This window comes from Acinetobacter sp. CWB-B33 (assembly GCF_039655955.1).
Taxonomy (GTDB): domain Bacteria; phylum Pseudomonadota; class Gammaproteobacteria; order Pseudomonadales; family Moraxellaceae; genus Acinetobacter; species Acinetobacter bouvetii.
In genome coordinates this window covers 1-25,654 of record NZ_JAGFEU010000004.1, presented here as the reverse complement: position 1 = coordinate 25,654, position 25,654 = coordinate 1, and the positions used below count along the sequence as shown (strand labels likewise).

The 25,654-nt window shown below is 47.2% G+C and carries 21 protein-coding genes; 11 read left to right on the top strand and 10 right to left on the bottom strand.

The features are described from left to right. Window positions 1–7 precede the first annotated feature (7 nt). The 6 genes from JZ784_RS12230 to JZ784_RS12205 all read right to left on the bottom strand — a co-directional run bounded on the left by JZ784_RS12230 (window position 8) and on the right by JZ784_RS12205 (window position 8,686). Window positions 8–1,684 carry a long-chain-fatty-acid--CoA ligase gene (locus JZ784_RS12230; RefSeq protein WP_005013456.1) on the bottom strand — a complete coding sequence of 559 codons (1,677 nt, stop codon included), beginning with the start codon at window positions 1,682–1,684 and terminating at the stop codon, window positions 8–10. A gap of 151 nt (window positions 1,685–1,835) precedes the next feature. Continuing rightward, window positions 1,836–4,055: a DNA topoisomerase IV subunit A gene (parC, locus tag JZ784_RS12225; protein WP_346315060.1), complete on the bottom strand. Its 2,220-nt coding sequence runs from the start codon at window positions 4,053–4,055 to the stop codon at window positions 1,836–1,838. A 340-nt stretch (window positions 4,056–4,395) separates the two neighbouring features. Next, window positions 4,396–5,715 carry an MFS transporter gene (locus JZ784_RS12220; protein WP_005013458.1) on the bottom strand — a complete coding sequence of 440 codons (1,320 nt, stop codon included), beginning with the start codon at window positions 5,713–5,715 and terminating at the stop codon, window positions 4,396–4,398. A 137-nt stretch (window positions 5,716–5,852) separates the two neighbouring features. Further along, complete coding sequence (locus tag JZ784_RS12215; RefSeq protein WP_005013464.1) at window positions 5,853–6,497, bottom strand: trimeric intracellular cation channel family protein; 645 nt, start codon at window positions 6,495–6,497, stop codon at window positions 5,853–5,855. Between the two features lie 61 nt (window positions 6,498–6,558). Then, the gene (locus JZ784_RS12210) at window positions 6,559–7,026 is read right to left on the bottom strand and encodes a YchJ family protein (RefSeq protein WP_346315059.1); all 468 of its coding nucleotides are present in this window, start codon (window positions 7,024–7,026) and stop codon (window positions 6,559–6,561) included. Between the two features lie 70 nt (window positions 7,027–7,096). Beyond that, entirely contained in the window at window positions 7,097–8,686 is a 1,590-nt protein-coding gene (locus tag JZ784_RS12205; protein WP_005013467.1) for a TerC family protein, read from the bottom strand. A 324-nt stretch (window positions 8,687–9,010) separates the two neighbouring features. Here JZ784_RS12205 and JZ784_RS12200 point away from each other — a divergent pair, with 324 nt between their 5' ends. Further along, window positions 9,011–9,631, top strand: a complete 621-nt coding sequence (locus JZ784_RS12200; protein WP_130144090.1) for a TIGR00730 family Rossman fold protein — start codon at window positions 9,011–9,013, stop codon at window positions 9,629–9,631. Between the two features lie 67 nt (window positions 9,632–9,698). Here JZ784_RS12200 and JZ784_RS12195 read toward each other — a convergent pair whose 3' ends face one another. Beyond that, window positions 9,699–10,667, bottom strand: a complete 969-nt coding sequence (locus JZ784_RS12195) for a hypothetical protein (protein ID WP_346315058.1) — start codon at window positions 10,665–10,667, stop codon at window positions 9,699–9,701. Window positions 10,668–10,905: 238 nt separating this feature from the next. Between JZ784_RS12195 and mdtD the strand changes: the two genes are divergently transcribed. The 10 genes from mdtD (at window position 10,906) to JZ784_RS12145 (ending at window position 20,590) form a co-directional block, all read left to right on the top strand. Continuing rightward, on the top strand, window positions 10,906–12,297 hold the full coding sequence (gene mdtD / locus JZ784_RS12190) for a multidrug transporter subunit MdtD (protein ID WP_346315057.1): 1,392 nt from the start codon (window positions 10,906–10,908) through the stop codon (window positions 12,295–12,297). Window positions 12,298–12,485: 188 nt separating this feature from the next. Beyond that, complete coding sequence (locus JZ784_RS12185; RefSeq protein ID WP_346315219.1) at window positions 12,486–13,169, top strand: GH25 family lysozyme; 684 nt, start codon at window positions 12,486–12,488, stop codon at window positions 13,167–13,169. Between the two features lie 72 nt (window positions 13,170–13,241). Then, window positions 13,242–14,243, top strand: a complete 1,002-nt coding sequence (locus JZ784_RS12180) for an MBL fold metallo-hydrolase (RefSeq protein WP_346315056.1) — start codon at window positions 13,242–13,244, stop codon at window positions 14,241–14,243. Window positions 14,244–14,310: 67 nt separating this feature from the next. Then, window positions 14,311–15,366, top strand: coding sequence for a DNA polymerase IV (dinB, locus tag JZ784_RS12175; RefSeq protein WP_346315055.1), 1,056 nt, complete (start codon window positions 14,311–14,313; stop codon window positions 15,364–15,366). A gap of 370 nt (window positions 15,367–15,736) precedes the next feature. Continuing rightward, complete coding sequence (gene creB / locus JZ784_RS12170) at window positions 15,737–16,453, top strand: two-component system response regulator CreB (RefSeq protein ID WP_346315054.1); 717 nt, start codon at window positions 15,737–15,739, stop codon at window positions 16,451–16,453. Window positions 16,454–16,470: 17 nt separating this feature from the next. Then, entirely contained in the window at window positions 16,471–16,764 is a 294-nt protein-coding gene (locus tag JZ784_RS12165) for a hypothetical protein (RefSeq protein ID WP_346315053.1), read from the top strand. A 76-nt stretch (window positions 16,765–16,840) separates the two neighbouring features. Next, the gene (creC, locus tag JZ784_RS12160; RefSeq protein ID WP_346315052.1) at window positions 16,841–18,331 is read left to right on the top strand and encodes a two-component system sensor histidine kinase CreC; all 1,491 of its coding nucleotides are present in this window, start codon (window positions 16,841–16,843) and stop codon (window positions 18,329–18,331) included. A 108-nt stretch (window positions 18,332–18,439) separates the two neighbouring features. After that, entirely contained in the window at window positions 18,440–19,849 is a 1,410-nt protein-coding gene (creD, locus tag JZ784_RS12155) for a cell envelope integrity protein CreD (protein ID WP_346315051.1), read from the top strand. A gap of 88 nt (window positions 19,850–19,937) precedes the next feature. Further along, the gene (locus JZ784_RS12150) at window positions 19,938–20,153 is read left to right on the top strand and encodes a hypothetical protein (protein WP_219190497.1); all 216 of its coding nucleotides are present in this window, start codon (window positions 19,938–19,940) and stop codon (window positions 20,151–20,153) included. A gap of 80 nt (window positions 20,154–20,233) precedes the next feature. Further along, the gene (locus tag JZ784_RS12145) at window positions 20,234–20,590 is read left to right on the top strand and encodes a RidA family protein (RefSeq protein WP_130144098.1); all 357 of its coding nucleotides are present in this window, start codon (window positions 20,234–20,236) and stop codon (window positions 20,588–20,590) included. A 65-nt stretch (window positions 20,591–20,655) separates the two neighbouring features. On the opposite strand, the gene JZ784_RS12140 is transcribed toward JZ784_RS12145, so the two are convergent. The 3 genes from JZ784_RS12140 to JZ784_RS12130 all read right to left on the bottom strand — a co-directional run bounded on the left by JZ784_RS12140 (window position 20,656) and on the right by JZ784_RS12130 (window position 24,899). Further along, window positions 20,656–21,195, bottom strand: coding sequence for a DUF2726 domain-containing protein (locus JZ784_RS12140; RefSeq protein WP_005013504.1), 540 nt, complete (start codon window positions 21,193–21,195; stop codon window positions 20,656–20,658). Between the two features lie 332 nt (window positions 21,196–21,527). Continuing rightward, window positions 21,528–23,936 (bottom strand): YgiQ family radical SAM protein, encoded by a 2,409-nt coding sequence (locus JZ784_RS12135; RefSeq protein ID WP_005013505.1) that lies wholly within the window; start codon window positions 23,934–23,936, stop codon window positions 21,528–21,530. A gap of 183 nt (window positions 23,937–24,119) precedes the next feature. Beyond that, entirely contained in the window at window positions 24,120–24,899 is a 780-nt protein-coding gene (locus JZ784_RS12130; RefSeq protein ID WP_346315050.1) for a M48 family metallopeptidase, read from the bottom strand. Between the last annotated feature and the right edge of the window lie 755 nt (window positions 24,900–25,654).

The following is a 25,654-nucleotide window of genomic DNA, read 5'->3' as shown; positions in this document are numbered from 1 at the left end:
GTGCAGATTAAGCCGTTTTACGCAAATCTTTACGCAGGATTTTACCCACATTAGATTTTGGCAATTCATCCATAAACTCAACATAACGCGGACGCTTATAGCCGGTTAGGTTTTCTTTTGCGAAGGCTAAAACTTCTTCAGTCGTTAAAGACGGATCTTTTTTCACAACGAAAAGCTTTGGCACTTCACCAGATTTTTCATCCGGCACGCCAATCGCAGCCACTTCAAGCACTTTTGGATGCTTAGAAACAACTTCTTCAATTTCAGAAGGATAGACGTTAAAGCCCGACACCAGAATCATGTCTTTTTTGCGGTCAACAATTTTAATATAACCGCGGGAATCCATCACACCGATATCGCCGGTACGGAAGAAGCCATTGCTCATGACTTTTTCAGTTTCGTCCGGACGGTTCCAGTAGCCCTTCATCACTTGAGGGCCGCGGATTGAAATTTCACCCTGCTCGCCTAATGCAACTTCATTGCCGTCATCATCAAGAATAGCAACTTCGGTTAATGGCAATGGAATGCCAATCGTGCCGCTGAATTCCATAGATGATGGCGGATTCGCCGTCGCAACCGGTGAAGTTTCTGACAGGCCGTAGCCTTCGATAATATTCGTGCCAGTGACTTTCTTCCATGCCGCCGCTGTGGATGGCAGAACAGCCATGCCGCCGCCCATCGCCATTTTCATTTTGCTGTGATCCAGCTGCTTAAATTCTTCATTGTTGACCAATGCATTAAACAAAGTGTTCACTGCCGGGAAGAAGGTCGGCTGGTATTTGCGCAGCTCTTTAATTACAGCCGGCAAATCACGCGGGTTTGGAATCAGTACATTCGCTTGGCCTTTGTACATGCCGTACAGCGCGCAGACCATGAAGGCAAAAATATGATACAGCGGCAATGCGCAGAAAATACGGTCATCCGGCTGGCCGTCTTGCTGGCCAAACTTGCTTTGGAAAATGCCGTCACACTGAAGCATATTCGCAACAAGGTTGCGGTGGGTTAATTCTGCACCTTTAGAAACACCCGTCGTACCGCCGGTATACTGCAGTACAGCGGTATCGCTTAAGGTTAAGCTTGGACGCTTATAGTTGCTTGCGCTGACCTTAGACATCGCGGCATTAAAGCGGATATGGCCTGGAATGTCCCAAGCCGGAATTTGCTTGCGCACAGAACGCAATACAAAGTTCACGAGAGTGCCCTTCAATGCACCCAGCATATCGCCAACTGAAGCCACAACCACATGCTTCACAGGCGTTTTACCCAGAATCGCCTGATAGACAGAAGCAAAGTTTTCAACAATGACTAGCACTTCTGCGCCTGAATCATTAAGCTGATGTTCCAGCTCACGCGAGGTATACAGCGGATTAACGTTGACCAAAACCAAACCAGCGCGGAACACCCCCAAGGCCACGACTGGATACTGCAGAACGTTCGGCATCATGACCGCAACACGCGAACCTTTTGCCAGACCTAAACTTTGTAAATAGGTCGCAAATTTACGGCTTGCCTCATCCAGCTCGCTGAATGTCAGGACTTTGTCCATAAAAATAAAGGCATCACGCGAACCGAATTTCTGAAAATTATGTTCAAAAATATCATTCAGTGATGTGTTTTCCGGCGGTAATTCTACAGTTTCTGGAATACCCGTCTTTTGGTATTCTGCGAACCAAATCTTTTCCATAACGCCCGATTCTCCTGTCAGTAATCCTTAATAATTCAACTGTTTTTCTCAATATTAAGCCGCTCATTATTTAACTTGTGTGAGCCTAATATTGCATCCATTTCACGAATACTTTGCATATATAACGTATTTCGATCCATGGATGCTAGTATTATCTTTGAATGCACAGTTTATTTGCTTTTTGATATCCGCGCGGCAGGGTCACGCCTTTCGAAGCGCGCTTGCCCATATATTTCTGCAGATCATCGCCTTTTAATTTTAATTGCTGCTGACCTGCAACCACTTGAATTACATCATCTAAAGTCAACGCTATCATAGATGCGAGCTGATCCTTAGCCTCGAGTTGTATCAATTTATTACCTTTGCCTTTATTCAGGCTTGGCAATTCCGCCAAATCGATGACCAGCAAACGGCCCGCTGAACTGAGTAGCGCAAGATGCGTCGCCTGTTCAATCATCTGCAAATTCATTGGCTGGGCATCATCAGATAGGCTCAGGAAGGCTTTGCCGGCTTTGGCATTGGTGTCCAGCTGTTTCGCCTGCGTTTTAAAGCCATAGCCTTTGCTGCTGATGGCCAGCAATTCAGCGTCATCTTCAGCAATCAGCACTTGCTTAAAGCCCACTCCGCTGGCCGGTGAAAGCTTTGAACTCAGCGGCTCACCGAAGCCGCGCGCCGATGGCAGCGAGTTAATGGCCAGCGCATAGCTGCGGCCTGCGTCATCCAGCACATAGACCCGCTGATTGGATTTGCCCTGCGCATGGCTGAGGTATTGATCGCCGGCACGGAAGTTCAGGTTTTCCACATCAACTTCATGGCCTTTGGCGGAACGGATCCAGCCGGCTTCTGACAGCACTACGGTCACAGGATCTGCCGGCAGCATGTCCTGTTCATTAATGGCCTGCGCATCTTCACGGCGCACAATTGGCGAACGGCGGTCATCGCCGAATTTCTTCGCGTCGTCTTTCAGTTCATTGATGATCAGGTTTTTCAGCGACTCAGGATTGGCCAGCTGTTCACGGATGATGGCGGCTTTGGCTTCCAATTCATCCTGTTCACGGCGCATTTCCATTTCTTCAAGCTTAGCCAAATGGCGCAATTTGAGTTCTAAAATGGCTTCGGCCTGAATCTCATCAATATTAAAGCGCAGCATCAGCACCGGCTTCGGCTGATCTTCTTCACGGATGATCTTGATCACTTCATCAATATTTAAATAGGCAATAATCAAACCGCCCAAAATATGCAGGCGCTTTTCAATTTTATTTAAATGGTACTGCAGGCGGCGGGTCACCGTATTTTTACGGATTTCAATCCATTCCAACAAAATTCGGCGGATGGATTTCACTTGCGGACGGCCATCTGCTCCAATCATGTTCATGTTGACGCGGTAGCTGGATTCTAAATCGGTGGTGGCAAATAAATGGCTCATCACCGATTCTGCATCAATGCGGTTGGAACGCAGCACAATCACCAGGCGGGTTGGATTTTTATGATCTGATTCATCACGCAGGTCGCTGACCAGCGGCAATTTCTTCGCCTGCATCTGGTCGGCGATTTGGGTAATCACTTTGGAGCCAGAGACTTGATATGGCAGCTCAGTGATGATGATTTCATTTTTCTCAATGGTATAAACCGCACGGGTGCGGTAGCTTCCGCGGCCTGTGGTCTGCAGTTTCAGCAATTCATCCGGCGCAGTAATAATTTCCGCTCTGGTCGGGGTATCTGGACCCGGAATATATTCAGCAACTTTTTCATCAGTTAAATTCGGGTTGCGGATCAAAGCAATTGTGCCCTTCACCACCTCACGCAGGTTATGCGGCGGAATATCTGTGGCCATGCCCACGGCAATACCGGTGGTGCCGTTTAACAGAATATTCGGAACACGCGCCGGCAGGTTCACCGGCTCTTTCATGGAGCCGTCAAAATTGTCCTGCCAGTCGCATGTCCCCTGTCCTAATTCAGACAGCAGCAAGTCGCTGTAAGGCGACAGCTTGGCTTCGGTATAACGCATGGCGGCAAAGGATTTTGGATCGTCCGGCGAACCCCAGTTGCCCTGGCCTTCAATAAAAGGATAGCGGTAGCTGAACGGCTGCGCCATCAGCACCATGGCCTCATAGCAGGCAGAGTCGCCATGCGGATGGTATTTACCCAGCACATCACCCACCGTCCGCGCCGATTTTTTCGGCTTGCCGCTGGGCTTGAGGCCCAATTCACTCATCGCATACACGATACGGCGCTGCACAGGCTTCAAGCCGTCACTGATATGCGGCAATGCACGGTCCATAATCACGTACATGGCGTAGTTGAGATAGGCTTGTTCGGTAAATTCCGCTACGGAACGGTTTTCTGTCGCATGATGCGCAAGGCTTGTCATAACAACCTGTAATCCTAATAAATTCGTTTTTATATCTGGGTTCTTATGCTATGTCGCAGCTGGCGCATACACAAGGGTATGTTCTTCAACACAGCGACAAATCGTGTCTTATGATCGATCTAATGCCGTAAAATTATCCATTTTTTTTAAAATGAGCAACTTCTAATTTCCATTTGGCCTATGGATTTCATCTGAATTCATCGCTTCAGCGCGCTATTTCAAAGCAGCATTGGCCAATGAATCATTTCCATTCAGCAAAATCAGCTGAAAATGCTCGTTCAAAAAGCAAAAAAGCGCAGCAGGCTTTTCACCGTGCTGCGCTTTTGCCGCCACATCAATTTTATAAACCCATGGACTCTAAGGTCTTGCCTTTGGTTTCTTCACCCAACACTACAATCACAAAAGCCACGGCCAGCAGCACGGCAGTAAACATACTGAAGACATAGCTGAAGCCGTTATTCATAACCATCATATGCGTCACCGCCAACGGCGCCACAATGCCGCCCATGCGGCCAACCGCCGCAGCCCAGCCCGAACCGAAGGCGCGGATATTGGCTGGATACTGTTCCGGCGTATAGGTATACAGCACGCCCCATGCGCCTAAATTAAAGAAAGACATCAGGCAGCCGCAGACCACAATCATGGTCACCGTTTCGGCTTGGCCAAAGAAGTAGGCAGAAACCGCACAGCAGCCGATAAAGCCAGCAAGCGTCGCTTTGCGCCCCAGTTTCTCCACCAGCCATGCGGCTGCAATGTAGCCCGGCAGCTGCGCCAGGATCATCACCAAAACATATTCAAAAGACTGCACAATGGTATAGCCCTGCTTCACCAGCAGGCTGGGCAGCCAGGTAAAAATGCCATAGTACGAATACACAATGCCGAACCAAATCAGCCACAGCATCAATGTTCTGCGCGCAAATATGCCTGACCACAGCTGTCTGAATGAGGTATTTTGCTTTTCCGCCACAGGTTTGACTTCAAAGATCTCCAGCACCTGCACACCGCATTTGGCCTCAATTTTTTTCACCAGCGCATGCGCTTCTTCAAAACGGCCGCGGTTGATAAGGTACGGAACAGACTCCGGCACCATTTTCCAAATGACAATGGCATACAGCGCCGGCAAACCGCCGACTAAAAAGGCGGCATGCCAGTTGTAATGCGGAATGATAAAATAAGAAATCAGCGCGGCGCACAGCCAGCCCAGCCCCCAAAAGCTTTCCAGCAGCACTATAAAGCGGCCGCGCACGTGCGCAGGAATATATTCACTGACCAGCGTCACCGCTACGGGCAATTGGCCGCCTAAGCCTAAACCGACAATAAAGCGGCATACCAGCAGCCAGGTTAAATCCGGCGCAAATGCGCAGGCTGCCGTGGCTAAGCTGTATATGACCAATGTCGATGCAAATACCGTTTTACGACCAACCCGGTCTGCCAGCGCCCCGGAAAAGACTGCGCCAATCGCCATGCCGACAAAGCCGATCGACACCACCCAGCCCTTTTCAGCCGGGCTCATGGCCCAGTCTTCCGCCATTTTCGCCAAGATAAAGGAGATTAGCCCTGTATCCATGGCGTCAAACATCCAGCCCAGTCCAATGACCCATAGCAATGTGTAGTGAAACTTGCCTATCGGCAAGCGCTGTATCCGTGAGACTAAGTCCATAACAAGATCTCTGATGAGGTGAAAGGGTGCATGCTGCCTTCACAACAGGATTTTATGATTGTGCTCTTTTTAATATGATGCGCCAAACTGCCCCAATGAAGCATTTTCCATTGAGGCTTTGCGCTTAATTGCGCAATTTAAGACGGGTCTTTGGAAGAGGCCGACTGCTCATCATGATCCTTGTAGATAAATTTCGGCATTTCTAAGCCGAAATAAATCGCGATGCAGCGCAGGGAAAAGCCAAACACCAAGGTTGAGATAACGGTAATTTCCAGCGACAGCCCAAAGTCAATGCAGAACCAGTAGAAGATTACGGCGACAAAAGAAATTGAAGCATACAGCTCACGGCGGAACACCAGAGGCACGTCATTACACAGAATATCCCGCAAAATGCCGCCAGAGACACCCGTGAGCACGCCGGCAACGGCTGAAACCACAAAACCGTGCCCCATTTGCAAGGCAATTTGACAGCCAATAATGGTAAAGCCGATGAGACCCAAAGCATCTAAAAGCAGGAAAATGGAATGCAAATGCTTCATCCATTTGGCAATGATAATCGTGAACAGCGCGGCGCAGCAGGTCAGCACCAGATATTCAGGATGCTTGACCCACGTCAGCGGATAATGCCCCAGCAGCACATCGCGCACAGAACCGCCGCCTAATGCCGTCACACAGGCGATTAAAATCACCCCAAACCAGTCCATGCTCCGCCGTCCCGCGGACAGTGCGCCCGTCATGGCTTCTGCCGTAATTGCAATAATGTAAATAACGGTGAGTAACATGGCCCTTCATCCACTGATGGGTAACAGATGCGCGCTATTTTAAGGCATCTTCAGAAAAAAACTACAGATATTGCGCGCAGCAGTGTTTAAATTTTTTGCCTGAACCGCAAATGCACGGCTGTTTCAGGGTGACATGCTGATCTACCGTCGGGTCGAGGAAAAACCATGCGCCGTTTTGCTTCACAAAATGCGACACTTCATGGTGCACATGCGCCTGCTTGCCGTCATGATAATGCGCTTTAAATTCCACTTGCGCATGGCTTTTATCCAGCTTTTCATTGGCCTGCACCACGTCCAGCTGCAGCCATTGATTGGATCTGCTCCAATCTGCAATGGAAGGCACATCCAAGGCTGCCTGCTGCCCCAATGCTGTGGTCTTCACGATGTAATCAATTTCATGCTGGGCAAATGCGCTGTAGCGCGAACGCATCAGCTGTTCTGCGCTTTGCGCTTTTTCTTTGCCCGCATGCAGCGGCTGGCAGCATTGGGCGTACCCGCCCTGACCGCAAGGGCATTGCTTTTCTGTCATGTGCATCTCAAATAAAAAAATAGCCTGCAATGCAGGCTATTTTAACGGAAGACGGCTCTGAATTCAGAATCTATCTTTCCTTATCATGCAGATTATGGGCAATTGCAGTGACATGCACTTTTTCAATTTTATGGCCATCCATAGTCACCACTTCAAAAATGTGCCCATCGGCTGTGAGTTTTTCACCATTTTCAGGCAAACGGCCCAAATGAAATAGGATATAGCCTGACAGCGTAGAATACTGTTCTGAATCATCCACCAAATCGCGGTTCAACAGTAAAGAAACATGGCGGATATCGGTTGAGCCTTCCAGAATCAGCGAACCGTCTTCCAAACTTGCAGCCGCCGTTTCCAGTTCGTCTTCATCCGGAAATTCACCCGCAATCGCTTCCAGCACGTCAATCGGCGTTGCTATGCCTTCAATGGAGCCGTATTCGTTCAGCACCAGCGCCATTTGCAGCGGCGCCTGACGCAGCTGCTCCATCACCATCAGCACTTGCGCATTTTCATGCACAATCACAGGCTCACGCAGGTGCTTTTCAAAGTTCAGCACACCGGTTTCAATGTATTCATTCATGACCTTATGCGTCAGCACCACACCGGCAATGTTGTCCAGCTCACCGCGGGAAACAATCAGGCGCGAATGCGTCATGCTCAGCAGCTGGTGCTTAATGGACGCTTCGTCTTCTTCCAAATCAATCCATTCCAGCTCAGGGCGCGGCGTCATCACCGACTTCACAGGGCGTTCGGATAAGCCCAGCACCCCTTGCACCATCACACTGTGATATGCCCCGTTGTCTTCATCGAAGACATCATCGGCAAAAGCGCGGGTCGCCAGCACATCTTCATGCTCATCTTTTTGCATTTCTGAACCGCTTTTGCCGCCCAGCATGCGCATCACCGCAGAGGCTGTCCGGTAACGCAGATCGGTTGTCGTGACGGTTTTTTCCTGATTGTGGCGCATGGTCTGGTTCAGGAATTCAATCAGCACAGAGAAGCCGATAGCGGCGTACAGATAGCCTTTCGGAATATGGAAGCCGAAGCCTTCGACCAGCAGGGAGAAGCCGATCATCATCAGGAAACACAGGCACAGAATCACCACCGTCGGATGACGGTTGACGAAATTCATCAGCGGCTTAGACACCCACAGCATAATGCCGACCGCAATCACTACGGCAATCATCATGACCGGCAGATGTTTCACCATGCCGACCGCAGTAATTACGCTGTCTAAGGAGAACACCGCGTCCAGCACCACAATCTGAATGATCACCATCCAGAACGTTGCATGCACGGGATTTTCTTCTTTCAGCATCGGCTTATTTTCAAGGCGCTCACGCAATTCCATCGTGCCTTTGAACAGCAGGAATACCCCGCCGAACAGCAGAATCAAATCGCGTCCGGAGAACGGATGGCCAAAGACGTGAAACAGCGGCGCAACCAGCGTCATGACCCAGGCAATTGAAGCCAGCAGCACCAAGCGCATGCACAGCGCCAGCAATAAGCCTACAATCCGCGCGGCATTGCGCTGTTCCGGCGGCAATTTTTCCGCCAGAATCGCAATAAAGACCAGATTGTCGATACCCAATACAATTTCTAGAATCACGAGGGTCAGCAAACCGACCCATGCTGAAGGATCAGACATCCACTCAAAGATCATATATGCATCTCCTGAGCAGAATGCCGTCTTGCATTTATGTTTGGCATATTCGAATTGAAAAAGGTGCGCGCTGCAGCACCAAGGTGATTAATTTTTAAGAAATTTTTTTTTGCGGAGCGACAACAACCACTGCCCATGACGATTCATTTGTGGAAAAACAAGGAATCAGTATAGCAAGCTGGGACAGAATTTCATCTTTTTTTGCAGCGGCGCCCCGCCGCAGCGTGAAATTTTGCTGCGCAATGCAAAGGCTGCATCTTGCTGTCATATTTCCGCACTATGCTAGAGCGATAAAAAATAAAGTGATAAGGTGAATAAAACGAAATGAATAGCGTATTAAAAATGACAGAATCATTGAATCTCTCTTCTCCTCAAACTACGCAGCCGCTGATTGCCCTGTATTGCGGTTCGCGCTCAGGCAACAATCCAATTTATCAAGAAAAGGCCATTGCTTTGGCCAAAGGCATTGCTGATGCAGGTTTTGGCTTGGTCTACGGCGGCGCCAGCATTGGCCTGATGGGGCAAGTGGCGGATGCCGTGGTGCAAAATGGCGGTGAGGCCGTCGGGGTCATTCCTGAATTTATGCTGGACTATGAAATTTCCCATAATGGCTTAACGGAACTGCACGTGGTTCAGACCATGCATGAGCGCAAAGCCATGATGGCGGAACGCGCCAGCGCTTTTGTAGCCTTGCCGGGCGGCTTAGGCACTTTTGAAGAGATTTTGGAAATAGCCACTTGGGGGCAGCTGAACCAGCATCAAAAACCAATGATGCTGTATAACGTGAATGGCTTTTACAATGCATTGATTGCACAGCTGGACCATGCTGTGCAGGAAGGATTCTTGCCGCCGCAGCACCGCGCCAAGCTGATTGTCTGCAATTCATCAAAGCAAATTTTCAGCGCGTTGAGAAATTTGGATTCCCCGGAACACTTTGTGGTTTAAGCACGCCTAAGCGTAAAAAGCGGACTGCACAGTCCGCTTTTTACGCTTTAAAATTTGAACTGAGGGCTTATCTGCCTGACACCGCGTAATAAAACCACGGCAAGGTTGTAGCCAGAAAAATACTGATCACTAAGCCGAACATTAATTTCATGGCATCTTTACTGACATTGCGGGAAGTTTTGTATTTATTGACCTCATGCAGATGCATGGCCATGGCAAACTCGCGCCCTGCCAGCAAGCCCAAAAACACCCACGTGGTGCTCATGGGAATATTGCTCCACTCCTTAAATACCAGCAGAATCGTGGCGTAAATGAAGTCAATAATGGTCGCTGAACGAATGTCCGCCACCCCTGTCTTAGTATCAATAATGTTTTGAATCGCGCCGCCGCGCCGGTACAGAATAATCCCCAGCAAAATGACAAAAACACTGATGGCGAAGAGTAAGAACCACAGCGGTACGGCGCGCGGCAAATAGACAAAAATATTCGCCAAGTCCTGAATCAGCCATTGGCTCCATAAAAATGCCGTAGAAACCCACTGCAGGCCCACCCAAATACGGGAATGCGGTTCATGGCGGGTTTTGCTGAAATGGATGGAGATCTGCTTGATGACAAACCTATAAACCACAATAGCGACAAGAAACGCCACCGCGTAGCCCATCATCGATTTGGTCAGCATGGAACCTAAGCTGCTGGGCGAAAAAATGGTCAGCACTAAGAAAGTGGTGCTGACTGGAATGCCGTATTTCGTCAATATAATCAGCAGAATCGGCGGGACTATATACAGCCATGTGACGCCGTCTTCCGGAAATGGAATCGTGTTCAGCCGTCCATAGGACGCATCCCCCACCCCAGACGCAAACCAGCCGTACAGCAGCACAGCGGTTAAAATTGAACTGACATACAGCCACAGCAGCCACCAGGGGCGGTGCGCATTGGATGAAATAAATGTGCCCAGCGTTTGCGGCACATCATTGCCGACAATGGAATAAGCCGCTAAACAGAAACCAATGACCATTAAAATTTCAATTGTCATCGTATTGCAAAGACCTGAATCAAAAAAGCCCCCATCCTGCAGCCAAGGCATCCTAAAAAGTGAGCCCATGATATTTCATTTGCCTTGCACTGGGGGAATATTTCTTTTTGCCTGATCCGTTTTACCCTGCCAAAAAACGGATGATTTTATGAAACTGCAAGAAAAAGACTGCAGTTTTGCAACAGCCGCCGCACTGAATTTCAGCTAAACTGCTTAAAACTCTAAATTTTAAAATACTATGAATGCCACGCCCTCGCATCAGGCCTTGCAGCCTGAATTCAGACTTTTGGTTCTGCTGGTATCGATTGGCTTTTTTATGCAGGGGCTGGATACCACCATCGTCAATACCGCCATTCCCTCTATGGCTGCGCATCTAAATGAAGACCCGCTCAATATGCATAGTGTGGTGGTGGCCTATGTGCTGTCTGTAGCGGCCTGCATCCCGTTAAGCGGCTGGCTGGCTGACCGCTTCGGGGTGCGCAATACATACTTCAGCGCGATCATTATTTTTACTTTGGCGTCCTTCGGCTGCGGCCAGTCTGACAGTTTAAATGAACTGCTGGCTTACCGCGTGCTGCAAGGCATTGGCGGCGCATTGCTGCTACCGGTTGGGCGCTTAGCCATGCTGAAAGTCATTCCGCGCGCGCAGTTTCTGTCCGCTATGAGCCTGATGAGCCTGGCAGGCCTGATCGGCCCGCTGATTGGCCCAACGCTGGGCGGCTGGCTGGCCGAAGCGGCCACGTGGCATTGGATTTTCCTGATCAACATTCCCATGGGGATTTTAGGCTGCCTGATCACCTTTAAGGCTATGCCGAATGTCACGGAACCGAGTGTGCAGCGCTTTGATTTATGGGGCTTCCTGCTGCTGGTCATTGCCATGGCTGGCCTGTCACTCGGGATTGAAAACTTTGCCAGCACCTCGCTGTCTTTGTATTGGAGCCTCGGCCTGATTTGCGCAGGGCTGGCCGCTGCCGTGCTGTATGCCCTGCACTCGCATACTCATCAAAATGCGCTGTTCCGCAGCAAGCTGTTTAATAACCGGATTTACGCTATCGGCATCGTCGGCAATTTCTTTGCCCGCCTCGGCGGCAATGCGATGCCCTTTCTGATTCCGCTGATGCTGCAGGTGGCATTCGGTTTTGAACCGTTTGTCACAGGCCTGATGATGATTCCAACCGTGCTGGGTTCACTGGCGTCCAAACCGATTATCCGCCCGATTATTCAGCGCTTTGGCTACCGCAATGTGCTTTTGCTCAATACCCTGCTGGTTGGCGCCTGCATTGCCAGCTTTGCCCTAAGCAGCGCCGATACGCCGATCTGGCTGCGCGCCCTGCATTTTTTCATTTTCGGCGTGCTGAATTCAGTGCAATTCGTGTCCATGAATACCCTGACGCTGAAAGACCTCCCGCAGCAGGATGCCAGCAGCGGCAACAGCTTTCTGTCCATGATCATGATGGTCTCCATGAGTATCGGCGTGGCTTTGGCAGGCACACTGGTCAATGTGTTCAGCGCTTTTTTTGAGGCTGCGCAGATAACTTCCGCCTTTCATGCAACCCTGATTTTCCTGGGCTGCATCAATTTAATTACCGCCATGATTTTCTGGCGCATTCCAAAAGATACGGCGGTTTAAAACATGCTCCGCAGAAAGCGCATAGTGTCCAAACCCGCATCGCGGTATGATGTCTATCCAATATCGGCATGAATCCGCTGCACATGAAAAAACGCAAATCCGCCGCATCCGCACTGCGAACCTACCGCCGGCCGGCGCTGGGACTATTGGGCTTTGCAGTCACGGCATTGCTGGCCTATGCGCTGATCATGCCGCACCGCTTTGCCTCTGCAGAAGCATATCCCGTGAAAGGTTTTGATATTTCGCACCATCAAGGCGATGTGCAGTGGACAAAAATTTCGCCGCGCGCGTATCAATTTGTCTATTTAAAAGCCACGGAAGGCGGCGATTTTAAAGACACCAAATTTCAGGAGAATTGGCTGCAGGCCCGTGAACAGGGTTTTCATGTCGGCGCCTATCATTTTTACCGCCTGTGCCGTGACGGCAGCATTCAGGCGCAAAACTTCATCGAAACCGTGCCAAAAAAAGAGGATGCGCTGCCGCCGGTCATTGATTTGGAATATGACAGCCAATGCATCAACACTTACAGCAAAGAACAGCTGCTGAAAGAAATCCAGCTCATGCACGACCGGCTCATGCGCCACTATGGCAAACAGCCGATTTTCTATATTTCCAAAACGTTCTACAACATAGTGCTGGCCGGCGAATTTAAAGAAACACCGCTGTGGGTGCGGGAGTACCAAGGCAAACCTGAGTTAAAAAACAATCCGGACTGGCTGTTCTGGCAGCACACCAATCAGGGGCAAATTCAAGGCATTCCCAAAACGGTCGATTTGAATGTCTTTAATGGCACACAAAAGCAATGGAATGCTTTTTTACTGAAAAACGGCTTAAAAATTAATGAGGCCGTTGCAAAACAAGCGGAAAAATAACAAGATGCGGAATCGCCTGCGCTTTGATGCAGCCAGCTAAATAATAAAAATATGCAAAGGAACTTGCAACGCATGTCTAAAACGCAAAAGCGGCTGACCGGATTAGCAGCAACGCTGATTATTCTGCTGAGCCTAAGCATCGCCTATCTGCTGCAGCCCTCGGGCCAGCTGCGCAATTTTCAGCAGTGGCAATATAAGCCCCTCAGCAGCGCCGCGCATCATTCAAAATTAACCGTCAAATTTTTTGGCGTCTCAACCCTGCTGTTTGATGATGGACAGGAGCAAATCCTGATTGACGGATTTTTCAGCCGGCCCTCATTAAGCCAAGTTTTACTGCAGCCGATTCAAAGCAATTCAGAGCTGATTGAACAGATGATTCGGGAGCTGCAGCTGCAGCGTGCCAAAGCCCTGCTGGTCACCCATTCCCATTATGATCATGCGCTGGATGTTGCTGCGCTGGGCCAGCGCTTGCCAAAGCTTCAAATTATCGGCTCCGGCAGCACCTTAAATATCGCACGCGGCGGGCATGTGCCTGAACAGCAGCTGGTTCCAGTCCAGCCTTGGAAAACTATGCAGATTGGCCATTTCAGCATTACCGCCATTCCTTCTCAGCATACTCCGCCCACAGCGGTAAATAACGACTTAGGCCAAGAAATTGCGCGCCCTTTGCCGCTGCCTGCACGCTTTTCTGAATTTAAGGAAGGCCACAGTTTTGATTACCTGATCGAGCATCATGGCTGCCGCATACTGGTCAAAGCCAGTACCGGCGCCATCGCCAATCAGTTCAAAAACATCCGCGCCGATGTTTTATTTTTAGGCATTGCGCAGCTGTCCAGACAAACGCCCGGCTATCAGCAGCGCTATTTGATGCAAACATTGGGCACATTAAAACCGAAAATTGTGGTGCCGATTCATTGGGATGATTTTTTCCAGCCCCTGCATCAGCCGCTGCAGTTTTTGCCCCGCGCAGCAGACAATACTGCGCGCAGCATGCAGATTTTGATTGATGCGGCCGCAAAACAGAAAACACAGGTCGTTTTACTGAGTCAACCTGTGTCGTACAGTCTGCCTTAAGCGCTACCTGCTGCCGGCCAGCTATGCGATACTCAGTCATCGGTCTATTTCCAGCGATGCGGCTTGTGTGAGAAAAATCATTCATATCGATATGGATGCCTTTTTTGCATCTGTAGAACTTCTTGAACGCCCTGAGCTGCGCCATTTGCCCGTGGTGGTGTCTTCACACCATCCGCGGGCGGTCATTTGCGCAGCCTCCTATCCTGCGCGCGAGTTTGGCTTGCGTTCCGCCATGCCGATGAGCCAAGCCCGCAAACTTTGTCCGCAGGTCATTGTTATTGAACCAGATTTTGAAAAATACCGCACGGTTTCGGCGCAGATTCATCAAATTTTCCAGCGCTATACCGCACTCATTGAGCCGCTGTCGCTGGATGAAGCCTATTTGGATGTAACGGATAATCTGCAAAATATTTCCAGCGCCACCGAAGTGGCCATGCGCATCCGTGCAGAGATTTTTCAGACTACAGGATTAACGGCATCGGCAGGCGTCGCGCCCAATAAATTTCTCGCTAAAGTCGCTTCCGACTGGAACAAGCCCAATGGCATATGCATTATTAAGCCCTCAAAAGTTAAGGCTTTTATTCATGATCTGCCATTAAAAAAAATTCCAGGGGTCGGCAAAGTCACACAGGAAAAACTCAAAAGTATGCAGCTGGAAACCTTGGGCGATTTGCAGGAAATTGAAGAAGCGCTGCTGGTGCAGCATTTCGGCAAATACGGCAAACAGCTGTTTTTATATGCGCAAGGCATTGATGAACGCCTTGTGCAGGCCGAACGTGAACGGCAGCAGATCTCCAAAGAAACCACCTTTGATGATGACCTGACCTTAACCCAGTGCCTGCCTCACTGGCCCCTATTGATTGATCAAGTCTGGCGCAGCCTGGAGCGCAAGCAGCTGAATGCGCGCGGCGTATCCGCCAAGCTGAAACAGAAAAACTTCCAAGTGCTGCAGCACAGCAAGAGTTTTAAAACACCGCTCAGTTCACAGGCAGATTTAGAACGCGTGCTGATTCAGCTGCTGGAAGAAATGCATCTGCCTGAAAATTTTCAATTTCGGCTGATTGGCATTGGTGTTTATCAGCTGACAGCCCTGCAGGAAGAAGCGCAGCTGTCACTGCTTTAAAACGCCATTGCTGTACAAGTTTTGCACAGAAGAATAAAAATAAAGCAAATTGCGCTTCACTTTCAGCAAATTTGGGGTAATCTAATGGCGCGATGCATTTATCCATGTATGCGCCGAGATGCTGAAAATCACCTTTACTTTCAGCATAATGTCCTGTAATTGGCGTGACGATCCAATCCGAATATTGCAGGGCGCTCATACATCCCCATCGCACTCTCTCCGCTCAAAACCTGTTCTTTTCATTTTAAAATCAATTCATACATCCAGTACAAAGTTCACCTAAACTTCATTTAAATCATTCGCCTAAAGATTGCAATTTCAGTACACTCAAACTCAGCCGGATGTTTTTTCAAAAGAAGCTTGAACCGCAATGAAGAATAAAAAGCAGATTTTATGCGTAGAAGATGATGCTGCCATTCTGATGCCTTTGCGTTATGCGCTTGAACGTGAAGGCTGGCAAGTGACTTGGGCCAATACCGGACGGCAGGCCATTGATTCTATTCAACAGCAAAGCTTTGATTTTATTATTCTCGATGTCGGCCTGCCTGATTTGAACGGCTTTGAAGTCTGTAAAAAAATCCGCCTCTTGCATCATACTCCGCTGCTTTTTTTAACCGCACGGGATGATGAAATCGACCGAATCGTCGGCTTGGAAATAGGCGCAGATGATTACTGCACCAAGCCCTTTAGCTCGCGTGAAATTGTGTCAAGAATCAAAGCCATTTGGCGCAGAATGGACATCCAAAGCCAATTGCAAAGCAGCGCCCAACTGATTGTTCAGCCTGCAAAATCAGATTCTAACACTTGGCAATGCCATGATGCATCCCTGCAAATTCAATATTTGAATACTGCGCTTCAGCTCACGCGCTATGAATACCGGCTGCTCAAATTATTGATTGACCGTCCTGAACAAGTCTTTAGCCGGCAGCAGCTGATGGACCATGTGTGGGAACATCCTGAACACAGTCTGGAACGCACTGTAGATACACATATCAAAAGTATCCGCAATAAACTCAAGCAGATCTCGCGGGATCAAGACCCGATTGAAACCCATCGCGGTTTTGGCTACAGCTTGAAAAAAATATGATTTTAAATGGATAAAAGATGAATATCGACTTGATCAAGATTGGGCTGATTATTTTAATTCCGGCTCTATTTATCATGATTATTTGTTTGTTATTCATTATCCCTGACGTATATAGCGAAGAATGGCATTTTGAAGATGAAGAAACTCCAACACCTAAAGAAAAATTGATTGAATACTGCTTTAAATTGAGTCTCTATGCTTGCTGCTTCAGTGCCTATATATTTGCTTTCGCTTTTTATTTTAAAGCGTTCTATTTACTTTCCATATTTTTAGCCTTAGCCCCGATATGGGTGCTTTGGGATAGAAAATAACGCGATGAATTTAACCATGATCTATAGTTTAAACCGTTCTATATTTGAATTGTTTCAAGGCTAGGAATAATATTTGATGTCCATTTTTATCCGCATTTGGTTCTTCTTCGGGCTGATTATCCTGCTGGGTTTGTGGTTTATGTCCTATACCTTTAACCAGCAAGTGAAACCGAATGTGAGGCAGGTCGTTGAAGACACGCTTGCGGAAAATGCCAATATCATTGCGATGCTCGTCGCTGAAGATGTCTATGAAAATAAGGTCACTACACCGCAATTTGATGAAAAAATTCAAAAAGCGCTCAACCGAAAACTGAATGCAAAAATTTGGCAATTTAATAAAAAAGAAATCAATCAGCAGATTTATATTACCAATGGCCAAGGCATGGTGATCTATGATTCACAAGGGATGGCAACGGGGCAAGACTATTCACAATGGAATGATGTATATCTGACATTGAGAGGAAAATACGGCGTTCGCTCCACCCGCAATTACGATGCAAAGGGCAATGATCTTGGCAGCAATAACAGCACCATGTTTATTGCTGCCCCGATTTATTATCAGGTGAATCAGCAGCCCAAACTCATTGGTGTAGTCAGTATCGGCAAACCCAATATTTCCGTGCAGCCTTATATCCAACGTGCCGAAAATCAGCTGATCCGCCAAGCCGCTTGGATTGCCTTACTCAGTCTATTCTTAGCCAGTCTGGTGGCCTATTGGCTGAAACACAGCATTGACCGGGTGCGAAAATATGCCCAAGCGCTGGCGCCCGTCAATCAAACGCCGCATTTCCGTTCAGCCAAAGAACTCAATCTTGTGGCGCAAGCGGTTGAAAATATGCGTGAAAAACTGGAAGACCGCGCTTATGTCGAACACTATGTCAACACGCTGACCCATGAGTTAAAAAGCCCGCTCACCGCAATTCAAGCCAGTGCGGAACTGCTTAAAGAAGACTTGCCGCTGCAGGATCAACAGCAATTTGCTGCACATATTCATGAGCAGAGCCATCGCCTGCGCAGTTTGATCGATCGGATGCTTTTACTGACCCGCTTAGAAAAATCCAAGCATCAAATTGAAATTCACAGTTTTAATTTATCTGAACTGATTCAGCAAATTTTAGACCAGCATGCCAGCCAGATTCAGGCCAAAAAAATCCAGTGTTTATTGGATCTTGAACCCAATTGCTTGATTCGCGCAGACCGCTTTTGGATGCAGCAAACCATTGCCAATCTTTTAGATAATGCTTTAGATTTTTCAGCCGATACGGCGAAAATTTTGATTCAGCTGCATCGTTCACATCATCTGCAAAACAAGCAGCGCATTGAATTGAATCTTTTTAATGAGGGGGAATGGATTCCTGACTATGCCCTTTCCCAAGTCTTTGATACCTACTTTTCTTTGCCCCGCCCGCTGAGTCAGCAGCGCAGTTCAGGCATTGGTCTAAGCATTGTCAAACAAGTGATTGAACAGCATCATGGGCGCATCCAAATTCAAAATATCCGCGAGAATGCGATTTCGATTCTTCAACCGCATCGACAAGGTGTATTGGTGAAAATTCAATTGCCGTAATTGCGGCTTCACCCAAACTTCATATAAAGCACAAGCCCCGCTCAAACAAAACACATGTCAATTTCGCACACTGACCACTGACAAAAACAACCGCTCAGGAAATCAGTGATGCGATCCAGCTTCCTCACCCTCAAAATCATCGCCATCGTGATTTTAGTGGCTATATTTTGGATAGGTTTATTCTTTATCAGCAGCCTTGTTTCTGAACGGCAAGGCTACCAAAAGGCATTTCTTCAAGAAATTACCCAAAACAATATCAGCCCGCAAACCATTATCTCACCTTATGTGCGCGTGCCTTATCAAGAACAAGCCAGCTGCCTAGATGAACAAAAAGTTGCCTACGCTTGTACCCAAGAAAAATCGATGTATATCAGTGCTGACAGCACCCAATGGCAATCCAGCTTTGATGTTACAGACCATAAATATAAGCGCACCATCTATCGCGCAATCAGTTACCAGGCCAACTTAACGGCAAAAGGCATCTTTCAAAAACCAGCATTGGAAAATAAAAATTACCAATGGGACAAAGCTGAAATCCTTTTCCCAGTGCATGACCCGCGCGGGCTAGACACACAGCCGTCACTCAGTATATTCAATAAAAACTATGCTTTTGAACTCAGTACGCAAGGCCATGACGATGCAGGTTTTGACTTCATGAGTATTTCTGCGCAGAAATATCCTGAGTTAATTCCTGCGATTCAAAATGGTTTTAATTTTCATCTCACTGCAAATATCACAGGTTTAGGCAAATTCACGCTGATTCCAACCAGCCGCAGCGTGAACTATCAAGCCAAAGGCAATTGGGCAGACACCAAATATTCAGGGCAAAACCTGCCCTTTGAAAAAACCAGCAGTCACCAGCAATTTACGGCCGGCTGGAAAAACATTGCACTCGGCCATCAAAACATCAACCGGCTCATTGACTGTGATAATAGTGAATGCATCCGCCAATTCAGCAATGGCTACATTGCAAAAAATACAGCATATGAAACTGAAAATAATCAGAAAATTGGTTTAAGCACTGAATTCTTAGATTCGGTGAATGTCTATACCCAAACAGACCGCGCGATTAAATACGGGATCGTCATTATCATCATAACCTTTGGCTGCTTCTTCCTGTTTGAAGTGCTGAAAAGCCTGCGTATCCACCCAATTCAATACTCCTTGGTGGCCATGGCGCAGGGCATTTTCTTTGTCCTGCTGCTTTCAATCAGTGAATACTATGCCTTTGCATGGGCATATGCGGTGGCTTGCATCGCCTGCGTGGGCCTGATGACATGGTACTTATTCTTCGTCATGAAAGGTATTAAGCCTGCGATTTTATTTGGAATTATTCTCAGCACACTCTACGCCATCATGTATATGCTATTGCAGTCTTCAGGCAAAACTTTCCTGATCGGTTCTGTGATCTCCTTCATTGTGCTTGCTGTGGTGATGTTCATTACCCGGCATATTGACTGGTATCAAATCAGCAACAGGCCGGAGCGCGAACTTGAATCCTACACCCCGCCTCAATAATTCATCTCAACGCTGTGGATGGTGCAATACCATCCACTTTTTAACGGTTTTTTAAACCAAAAAAATCATCAAATCAATAGGTTCTAAAATGAATATTGCCACCATTCAAAAACAGCCAAATATCGAAAATATCCAGCAGCTTTGCCCGCTCCAATGCTCCATGGCCTTGTGCTTAAACCAATTGCGGACTGCAAAAATACAATTCTTAAACCTCGGCAATTTAATTGTCTGCCCTGCGCAAAACTGCCTGATTATTTTTAAATACAAAACCTTGGTTCGCATTGCCGCACTCACCAACACATAACACAAAGTCTGGAAAAGCAGATTTGCAGAATGGCAATGTTCACGTAAACTTTAAAAGATAAACAAGATTTGAGAATGATCATGACTGTACAACGCCTGCATGTTGCAAAACGCTTTTCTGAAGTTGCCATTTCAGGAAATTTAGTTCATTTGGCAGGTCAACTGGCCAGTGATTTCAGCTTAGACATCAAAGGCCAAACCCAACAGACACTTGATATCATTGATCAATTTTTAGCAGATGCAGGCACAGACAAAAGCCATATCATGTCTGTGACCATCTATTTAAAAGATATTGAAAAAGATTATGCAGCGTTTAATGAAGTTTGGGATGCATGGGTTTCAGACATTGAAGCATTGCCGCGCACGTGTGTAGAAGCCAAGCTTTATGATCCCAATGTTTTGGTAGAACTGACCGTGGTTGCGGTTAAAGCGGCATAAATCCCCAATAAGCCTGCATTGATAATAAAAAAGCATGCGTTTTAGGGCATGCTTTTTTATTGGCTTCAGCTCAGCGCTTTCAGCTTCTTGCGTTCCAAATCCGAATACAGATGATATTTTTTCAGGCCGCTCACCGGCGCTATTGGCTTAAATCGCGCATGCCCATTCAAAAAATCATCCCTCAGCTGAGCATACTCCGGCACATCATCATAGCGGATCACACGGTAGCCAGCCATTTGCAGCAAAGCATCCTGATATTGTGAACGCTGTATGCGCTTTAATATCATAGGATCATCCAAAGCAATAATCGCCTTTATCTGCTGGCTTTCATCCAGCACAACAAAATCTGCAACCATATTCCGGTACTTATTGCGCGTCCGGTAGTACTTGGTTGTCAGCAGTGCATCAAAAGAAACATGCGCCAAAATAGTATGATTTGGCAGAATCTCCTTGAGGCGCGTATAGGTCAGCTGCTCATTAATATTGAAAATAGCGCGCTGTTTCAATGCGCTATCTTGCTGCTTGGCATTATTTTCTAGACTTTTCCAAGCCATTATGAGCATGCAGCCGAGCAGTATGCTCGCGATCACAATATAAATTGCCATCTCTCATAATCCTTTACATTTTTTATAATCGTTTTAAGCTGCAGCGTGTTCATTCAACTCAGTCTGCAACGGGTCTTATTGTTAAAATTGCGATTTAAAAATTTCTCACCAAGCTTAATTATCCACTAAAACGGATCAACAGCTGTGTCACTTATTTGTAACTGCACATGCTTATTTATATGAGAAATATAGCCCATCACCGGCTAATCTTCTTACTGTATGCTATTTCAGGAAAATCTGGCAAGGCTGTTTTAGATGATTGTCTAACAATTCCGATAAACTGATTTTTACCAAAGACTAAGGGCGCCGCAGCGCCCTTAGTCTTTAATTAGTTAAGCCTTGGATTTGGCTTTTGCTTTGCTCTTTGTGCCGCCAAACGGCTTTTTATCGCCTGTTTCACGCGGCGGCAAGCCCGTATGCTGCGTCAAAATCTGACCGCGTTCAGGGCGCTTTTTAGTATTCGATGGACGGCTTTGACCTTGTGCCGCTTTTCCACGATTTCCCTGCTCACCGGTACGTTTCTGTGAATCCCCTGCTACGCTCGAATTTTTCTTACGTGCAGATTTATATTCACCTTCAATACTTGCAGGCTGATAGGTTGGAATCAAATGCTGTTTCGAGTTGCCAATCAAGTCCTGACGGCCCATTTCTCTCAGGGCATCGCGCAGCAGCGGCCAGTTGTTTGGATCATGGTAGCGCAAGAATGCTTTATGCAGGCGGCGGCGCTTCTCACCTTTGACAATATCCACATCTTCGGTATAACGCGCGACTTTCGCCAGCGGGTTTTTCCCTGTGTAGTACATGGTCGTTGCAGTTGCCATTGGCGACGGATAGAAGGTCTGCACCTGATCGGCACGGAAACCGTTCTTCTTCAGCCAAATGGCCAAATTCATCATGTCATAATCTGTGGTGCCCGGGTGCGCTGCGATAAAATACGGAATTAAATACTGTTCCTTGCCGGCTTCCTTACTGAACCGCTCAAACATCTGCTTGAAGCGGTCATACGTCCCAATTCCCGGTTTCATCATCTTCGACAATGGGCCTTTTTCGGTATGTTCAGGGGCAATTTTTAAATAACCGCCGACATGGTGCTGCACCAGCTCTTTGACATATTCAGGGTTCAATACTGCAAGGTCATAACGCAAGCCTGAACCAATCAAAATCTTTTTAATGCCTTTAATCGCACGCGCCTTACGGTACAGCTGGGTTAATGGCGCATGATCGGTATGCAGGTTCTGACATACCCCAGGGAAGACACATGACGGCTTACGGCAGTTCTTTTCAATTTCAGGATCTTTACATGCCAGACGGTACATATTGGCGGTTGGGCCGCCCAAGTCTGAAATAATGCCGGTAAAGCCCGGCGCGGTATCACGGATTTTTTCCACTTCGCGCAGAATCGATTCTTCAGAACGGTTCTGAATAATACGGCCTTCATGTTCCGTAATCGAACAGAAGGTACAGCCGCCAAAACAGCCGCGCATGATATTCACAGAGAATTTAATCATGTCAAAGGCAGGGAAACGCGCTTCACCATAGGCAGGATGCGGCAGACGCGCATAAGGCAGGTCAAACACATAGTCCATTTCTTCGGTGGTCAACGGAATCGGCGGCGCATTCAGCCACACATCGCGCTCGCCATGCTTTTGCACCATGGCGCGCGCATTGCCTGGATTGGTTTCCAGATGCAAGATCCGGTTGGCATGTGCATATAAAACCGGATCATCTGCCACCGCTTCAAATGCAGGCAGGCGAATCACCGCCAATTCACGCGGCGGCAACTTATGTTTAATCGCTTTCGATGCAGGCTGCAGCTGCACAATCTGGGTATTTTCATCCAGATTATCGCCTTCACGGACAATTTGATTCGTAACGATTTCTTTTTGGAAATTTTGGTATTGCGTTAAAGAATTGCCCTTGCCCTGCTCAATTTCACAACCGTCCAGATCCTCAGTCATCACATAAGGATTGATGATTGGATCAACACGGCCAATCGCATCGACGTCATTGGAAGCAATTTCCACGAACTTCGCTTTAGAGGCGCGGTTATGTTTATTGACAATAAATGCGGTACCGCGAACATCCGTAATGTCCGTGATTTTTTCACCGCGAGCCAGACGGTGCATGACTTCAGTGATCGAACGTTCACCATTGCCGTACATCAGCAAATCGGCTTTGGAATCCATCAGCACAGACCGGCGCACTTTGTCTGACCAATAGTCATAGTGGGCAATGCGGCGCAATGAAGCTTCAATCCCGCCTAACAATACAGGCACATCCGGATAGGCTTCACGCACACGCTGACAATACACCGTTGCTGCGCGGTCTGGCCGCTTATTCGGCTGATTATCAGGAGAATAGGCATCATCTGAACGGATTTTACGGTCAGCCGTATAACGGTTGATCATCGAATCCATGTTGCCTGCAGTGACACCCCAGGCAATATTCGGCTTGCCTAAAACTTTAAATGCTTCAGCCGAAGTCCAGTCAGGCTGCGCTATGATCCCGACACGAAAACCCTGTGCTTCCAAGGTACGCCCGATGATGCCTGAACAGAAAGACGGGTGGTCAATATAAGCATCGCCGCAGACCAGAATAAAGTCACAGCTGTCCCAACCGAGTTGATCCATTTCCTCGCGCGACATCGGCAAAAATGGCGCAGGATCAAAACACGACGCCCAATATTTGTCGTAATCAAACAGCGCTTTCGGCGCGGTCTGCATGGTATAAGCAGTAGACATGGCTAGCAATTCTCGGCTGGCAGATGAAAGACCTGAAGATCAGATCAAAGATGAAAGCCGATCATTTTAACATGAATTCCATTCATCTTGCTTGACTATAATTTATACAAAACGCCTCGATTGATAATCAAAAAAAAGCACCCTTGCGGATGCTGAAAACCTAGACCGATTACAATCCAAAACTTACTGCGCGATATTCCGCGCTGCATATTGGCTTGAATGGGCTTTGGTGGCTAGAACCTGTGCATATCTTGCCTGCATCTCCGGCAAATATTTTTCAATGTTTGCGATGCGTTTTGCATATAGCGCATCATTCATCAGCGGCTTTATATCGAAAGCTTTGCGGCGGTTGCTTTCATTCTGAAATTTTGTCCAGAAGTCTACAGCTGCTTTGGGGTTATAGCCGGCACGGGACATAATATCCAAGCCAATCACATCTGCTTCAACTTCTAAATTCCAGCCCTTCGGAATCAAAGCCGCTTGGCTGGTGACACTGGCGGCTGCCGAAGCAATTGCGCCTGCACCTGCTGTAGCAGTTAATATGGCAAGATTGCTTGCCAGCAGCATCGATGCTTTTTCCCGATTATGATCCCGCAGCGAATGCGCCATTTCATGCGCCACAACAAAAGCCAGCTCATCTTGATTCAGCTTCAGCCCCCAATATAGGCCGGTATTCACAATAATTTTTCCGCCAGGCAAGCTATGTGCATTTAATTCACCATTTAAATTGCCTTTAATATCCCACTTCCACTGCTCTGATCCTGTGCGGAATGCATCTGCTTCAGTGCGAAGCTGTTCCATAACTTGATTCAGCTTTGCATCAATGACCAAAACCTGCTGATCTTTCGCCCTATTCACAAACCGTGTATAGGATTGCTCTGATTGGGCGGTCCATACTTTTTCAGGAATGACCATAAATTGTTTACGGTCTGCGCCAGCGGTGCCCATATTGGTTGTACTCATACATCCAGAAAATAATAAACAGCCTGATGTCATTATTGAAAATATAATATTCTTCATAAATCACCTTGGCCATTAAAATAATCGCTTCATAATTATTAAAGATAAATTAATAATAAAAATCAAAGCCATTTATCGGAAGGTATAAAACAAAGCAAATTTAAAAAAATATCATTATTTATCAAAATATTATAACTTTTTAAACAAACAGGTATTAATCGATACATTGATTAAATTAAGTCATTTTTTTCAATTATTTTCAAAGAATCACATATCAATTCATATTATTCACATTTCTATGAAATTCTATAAATAAAATAGAGATAAACAAATACAAAGTCTCATTTTTAACATTTAGTGTCGATTTCGAGATTCAATAATTCGACTTTATCCGCATTAAAAGAACTTACTGAAATTAAGTAAAATGCGGCTTATTCAAGTGTCGAAATCACTTCCTAAGCGATAATCAATACCGTAAAAATTGTCAATGCGGCGGCAAAATTCAATAATCTGTTCATCAATATTAGGCTCCGCACCGCACTAAAGCATGCGCGCCGGCAGCTGAATTCTATTGAAACAGCAGATTAACCTTATGCTGGCTTTCTGACTCTGCCCGTCCTTCCGCTTCATCCTTTCTATTTTTATTTAATGCATAAAAAAACACCCCTAACTGCTTGAGTTAGGGGTGTTTTTCGAATAATGAGCTGGCGATGACTTACTCTCACATGGGTAACCCCACACTACCATCAGCGCTAAGA

Coding starts and splice junctions, on each gene's coding strand:
- JZ784_RS12215 (WP_005013464.1), bottom strand. CDS start 6,497: ATGTTACTCACCGTTATTTACATTATTGCAATTACGGCAGAAGCCATG.
- JZ784_RS12230 (WP_005013456.1), bottom strand. CDS start 1,684: ATGGAAAAGATTTGGTTCGCAGAATACCAAAAGACGGGTATTCCAGAA.
- JZ784_RS12195 (WP_346315058.1), bottom strand. CDS start 10,667: ATGACAATTGAAATTTTAATGGTCATTGGTTTCTGTTTAGCGGCTTAT.
- parC (WP_346315060.1), bottom strand. CDS start 4,055: ATGACAAGCCTTGCGCATCATGCGACAGAAAACCGTTCCGTAGCGGAA.
- creD (WP_346315051.1), top strand. CDS start 18,440: ATGCGATCCAGCTTCCTCACCCTCAAAATCATCGCCATCGTGATTTTA.
- JZ784_RS12140 (WP_005013504.1), bottom strand. CDS start 21,195: ATGGCAATTTATATTGTGATCGCGAGCATACTGCTCGGCTGCATGCTC.
- creC (WP_346315052.1), top strand. CDS start 16,841: ATGTCCATTTTTATCCGCATTTGGTTCTTCTTCGGGCTGATTATCCTG.
- JZ784_RS12135 (WP_005013505.1), bottom strand. CDS start 23,936: ATGTCTACTGCTTATACCATGCAGACCGCGCCGAAAGCGCTGTTTGAT.
- JZ784_RS12210 (WP_346315059.1), bottom strand. CDS start 7,026: ATGACAGAAAAGCAATGCCCTTGCGGTCAGGGCGGGTACGCCCAATGC.
- creB (WP_346315054.1), top strand. CDS start 15,737: ATGAAGAATAAAAAGCAGATTTTATGCGTAGAAGATGATGCTGCCATT.
- mdtD (WP_346315057.1), top strand. CDS start 10,906: ATGAATGCCACGCCCTCGCATCAGGCCTTGCAGCCTGAATTCAGACTT.
- JZ784_RS12165 (WP_346315053.1), top strand. CDS start 16,471: ATGAATATCGACTTGATCAAGATTGGGCTGATTATTTTAATTCCGGCT.
- JZ784_RS12205 (WP_005013467.1), bottom strand. CDS start 8,686: ATGATCTTTGAGTGGATGTCTGATCCTTCAGCATGGGTCGGTTTGCTG.
- JZ784_RS12185 (WP_346315219.1), top strand. CDS start 12,486: ATGCCGCACCGCTTTGCCTCTGCAGAAGCATATCCCGTGAAAGGTTTT.
- JZ784_RS12145 (WP_130144098.1), top strand. CDS start 20,234: ATGACTGTACAACGCCTGCATGTTGCAAAACGCTTTTCTGAAGTTGCC.
- JZ784_RS12180 (WP_346315056.1), top strand. CDS start 13,242: ATGTCTAAAACGCAAAAGCGGCTGACCGGATTAGCAGCAACGCTGATT.
- JZ784_RS12130 (WP_346315050.1), bottom strand. CDS start 24,899: ATGAGTACAACCAATATGGGCACCGCTGGCGCAGACCGTAAACAATTT.
- JZ784_RS12220 (WP_005013458.1), bottom strand. CDS start 5,715: ATGGACTTAGTCTCACGGATACAGCGCTTGCCGATAGGCAAGTTTCAC.
- JZ784_RS12200 (WP_130144090.1), top strand. CDS start 9,011: ATGAATAGCGTATTAAAAATGACAGAATCATTGAATCTCTCTTCTCCT.
- JZ784_RS12150 (WP_219190497.1), top strand. CDS start 19,938: ATGAATATTGCCACCATTCAAAAACAGCCAAATATCGAAAATATCCAG.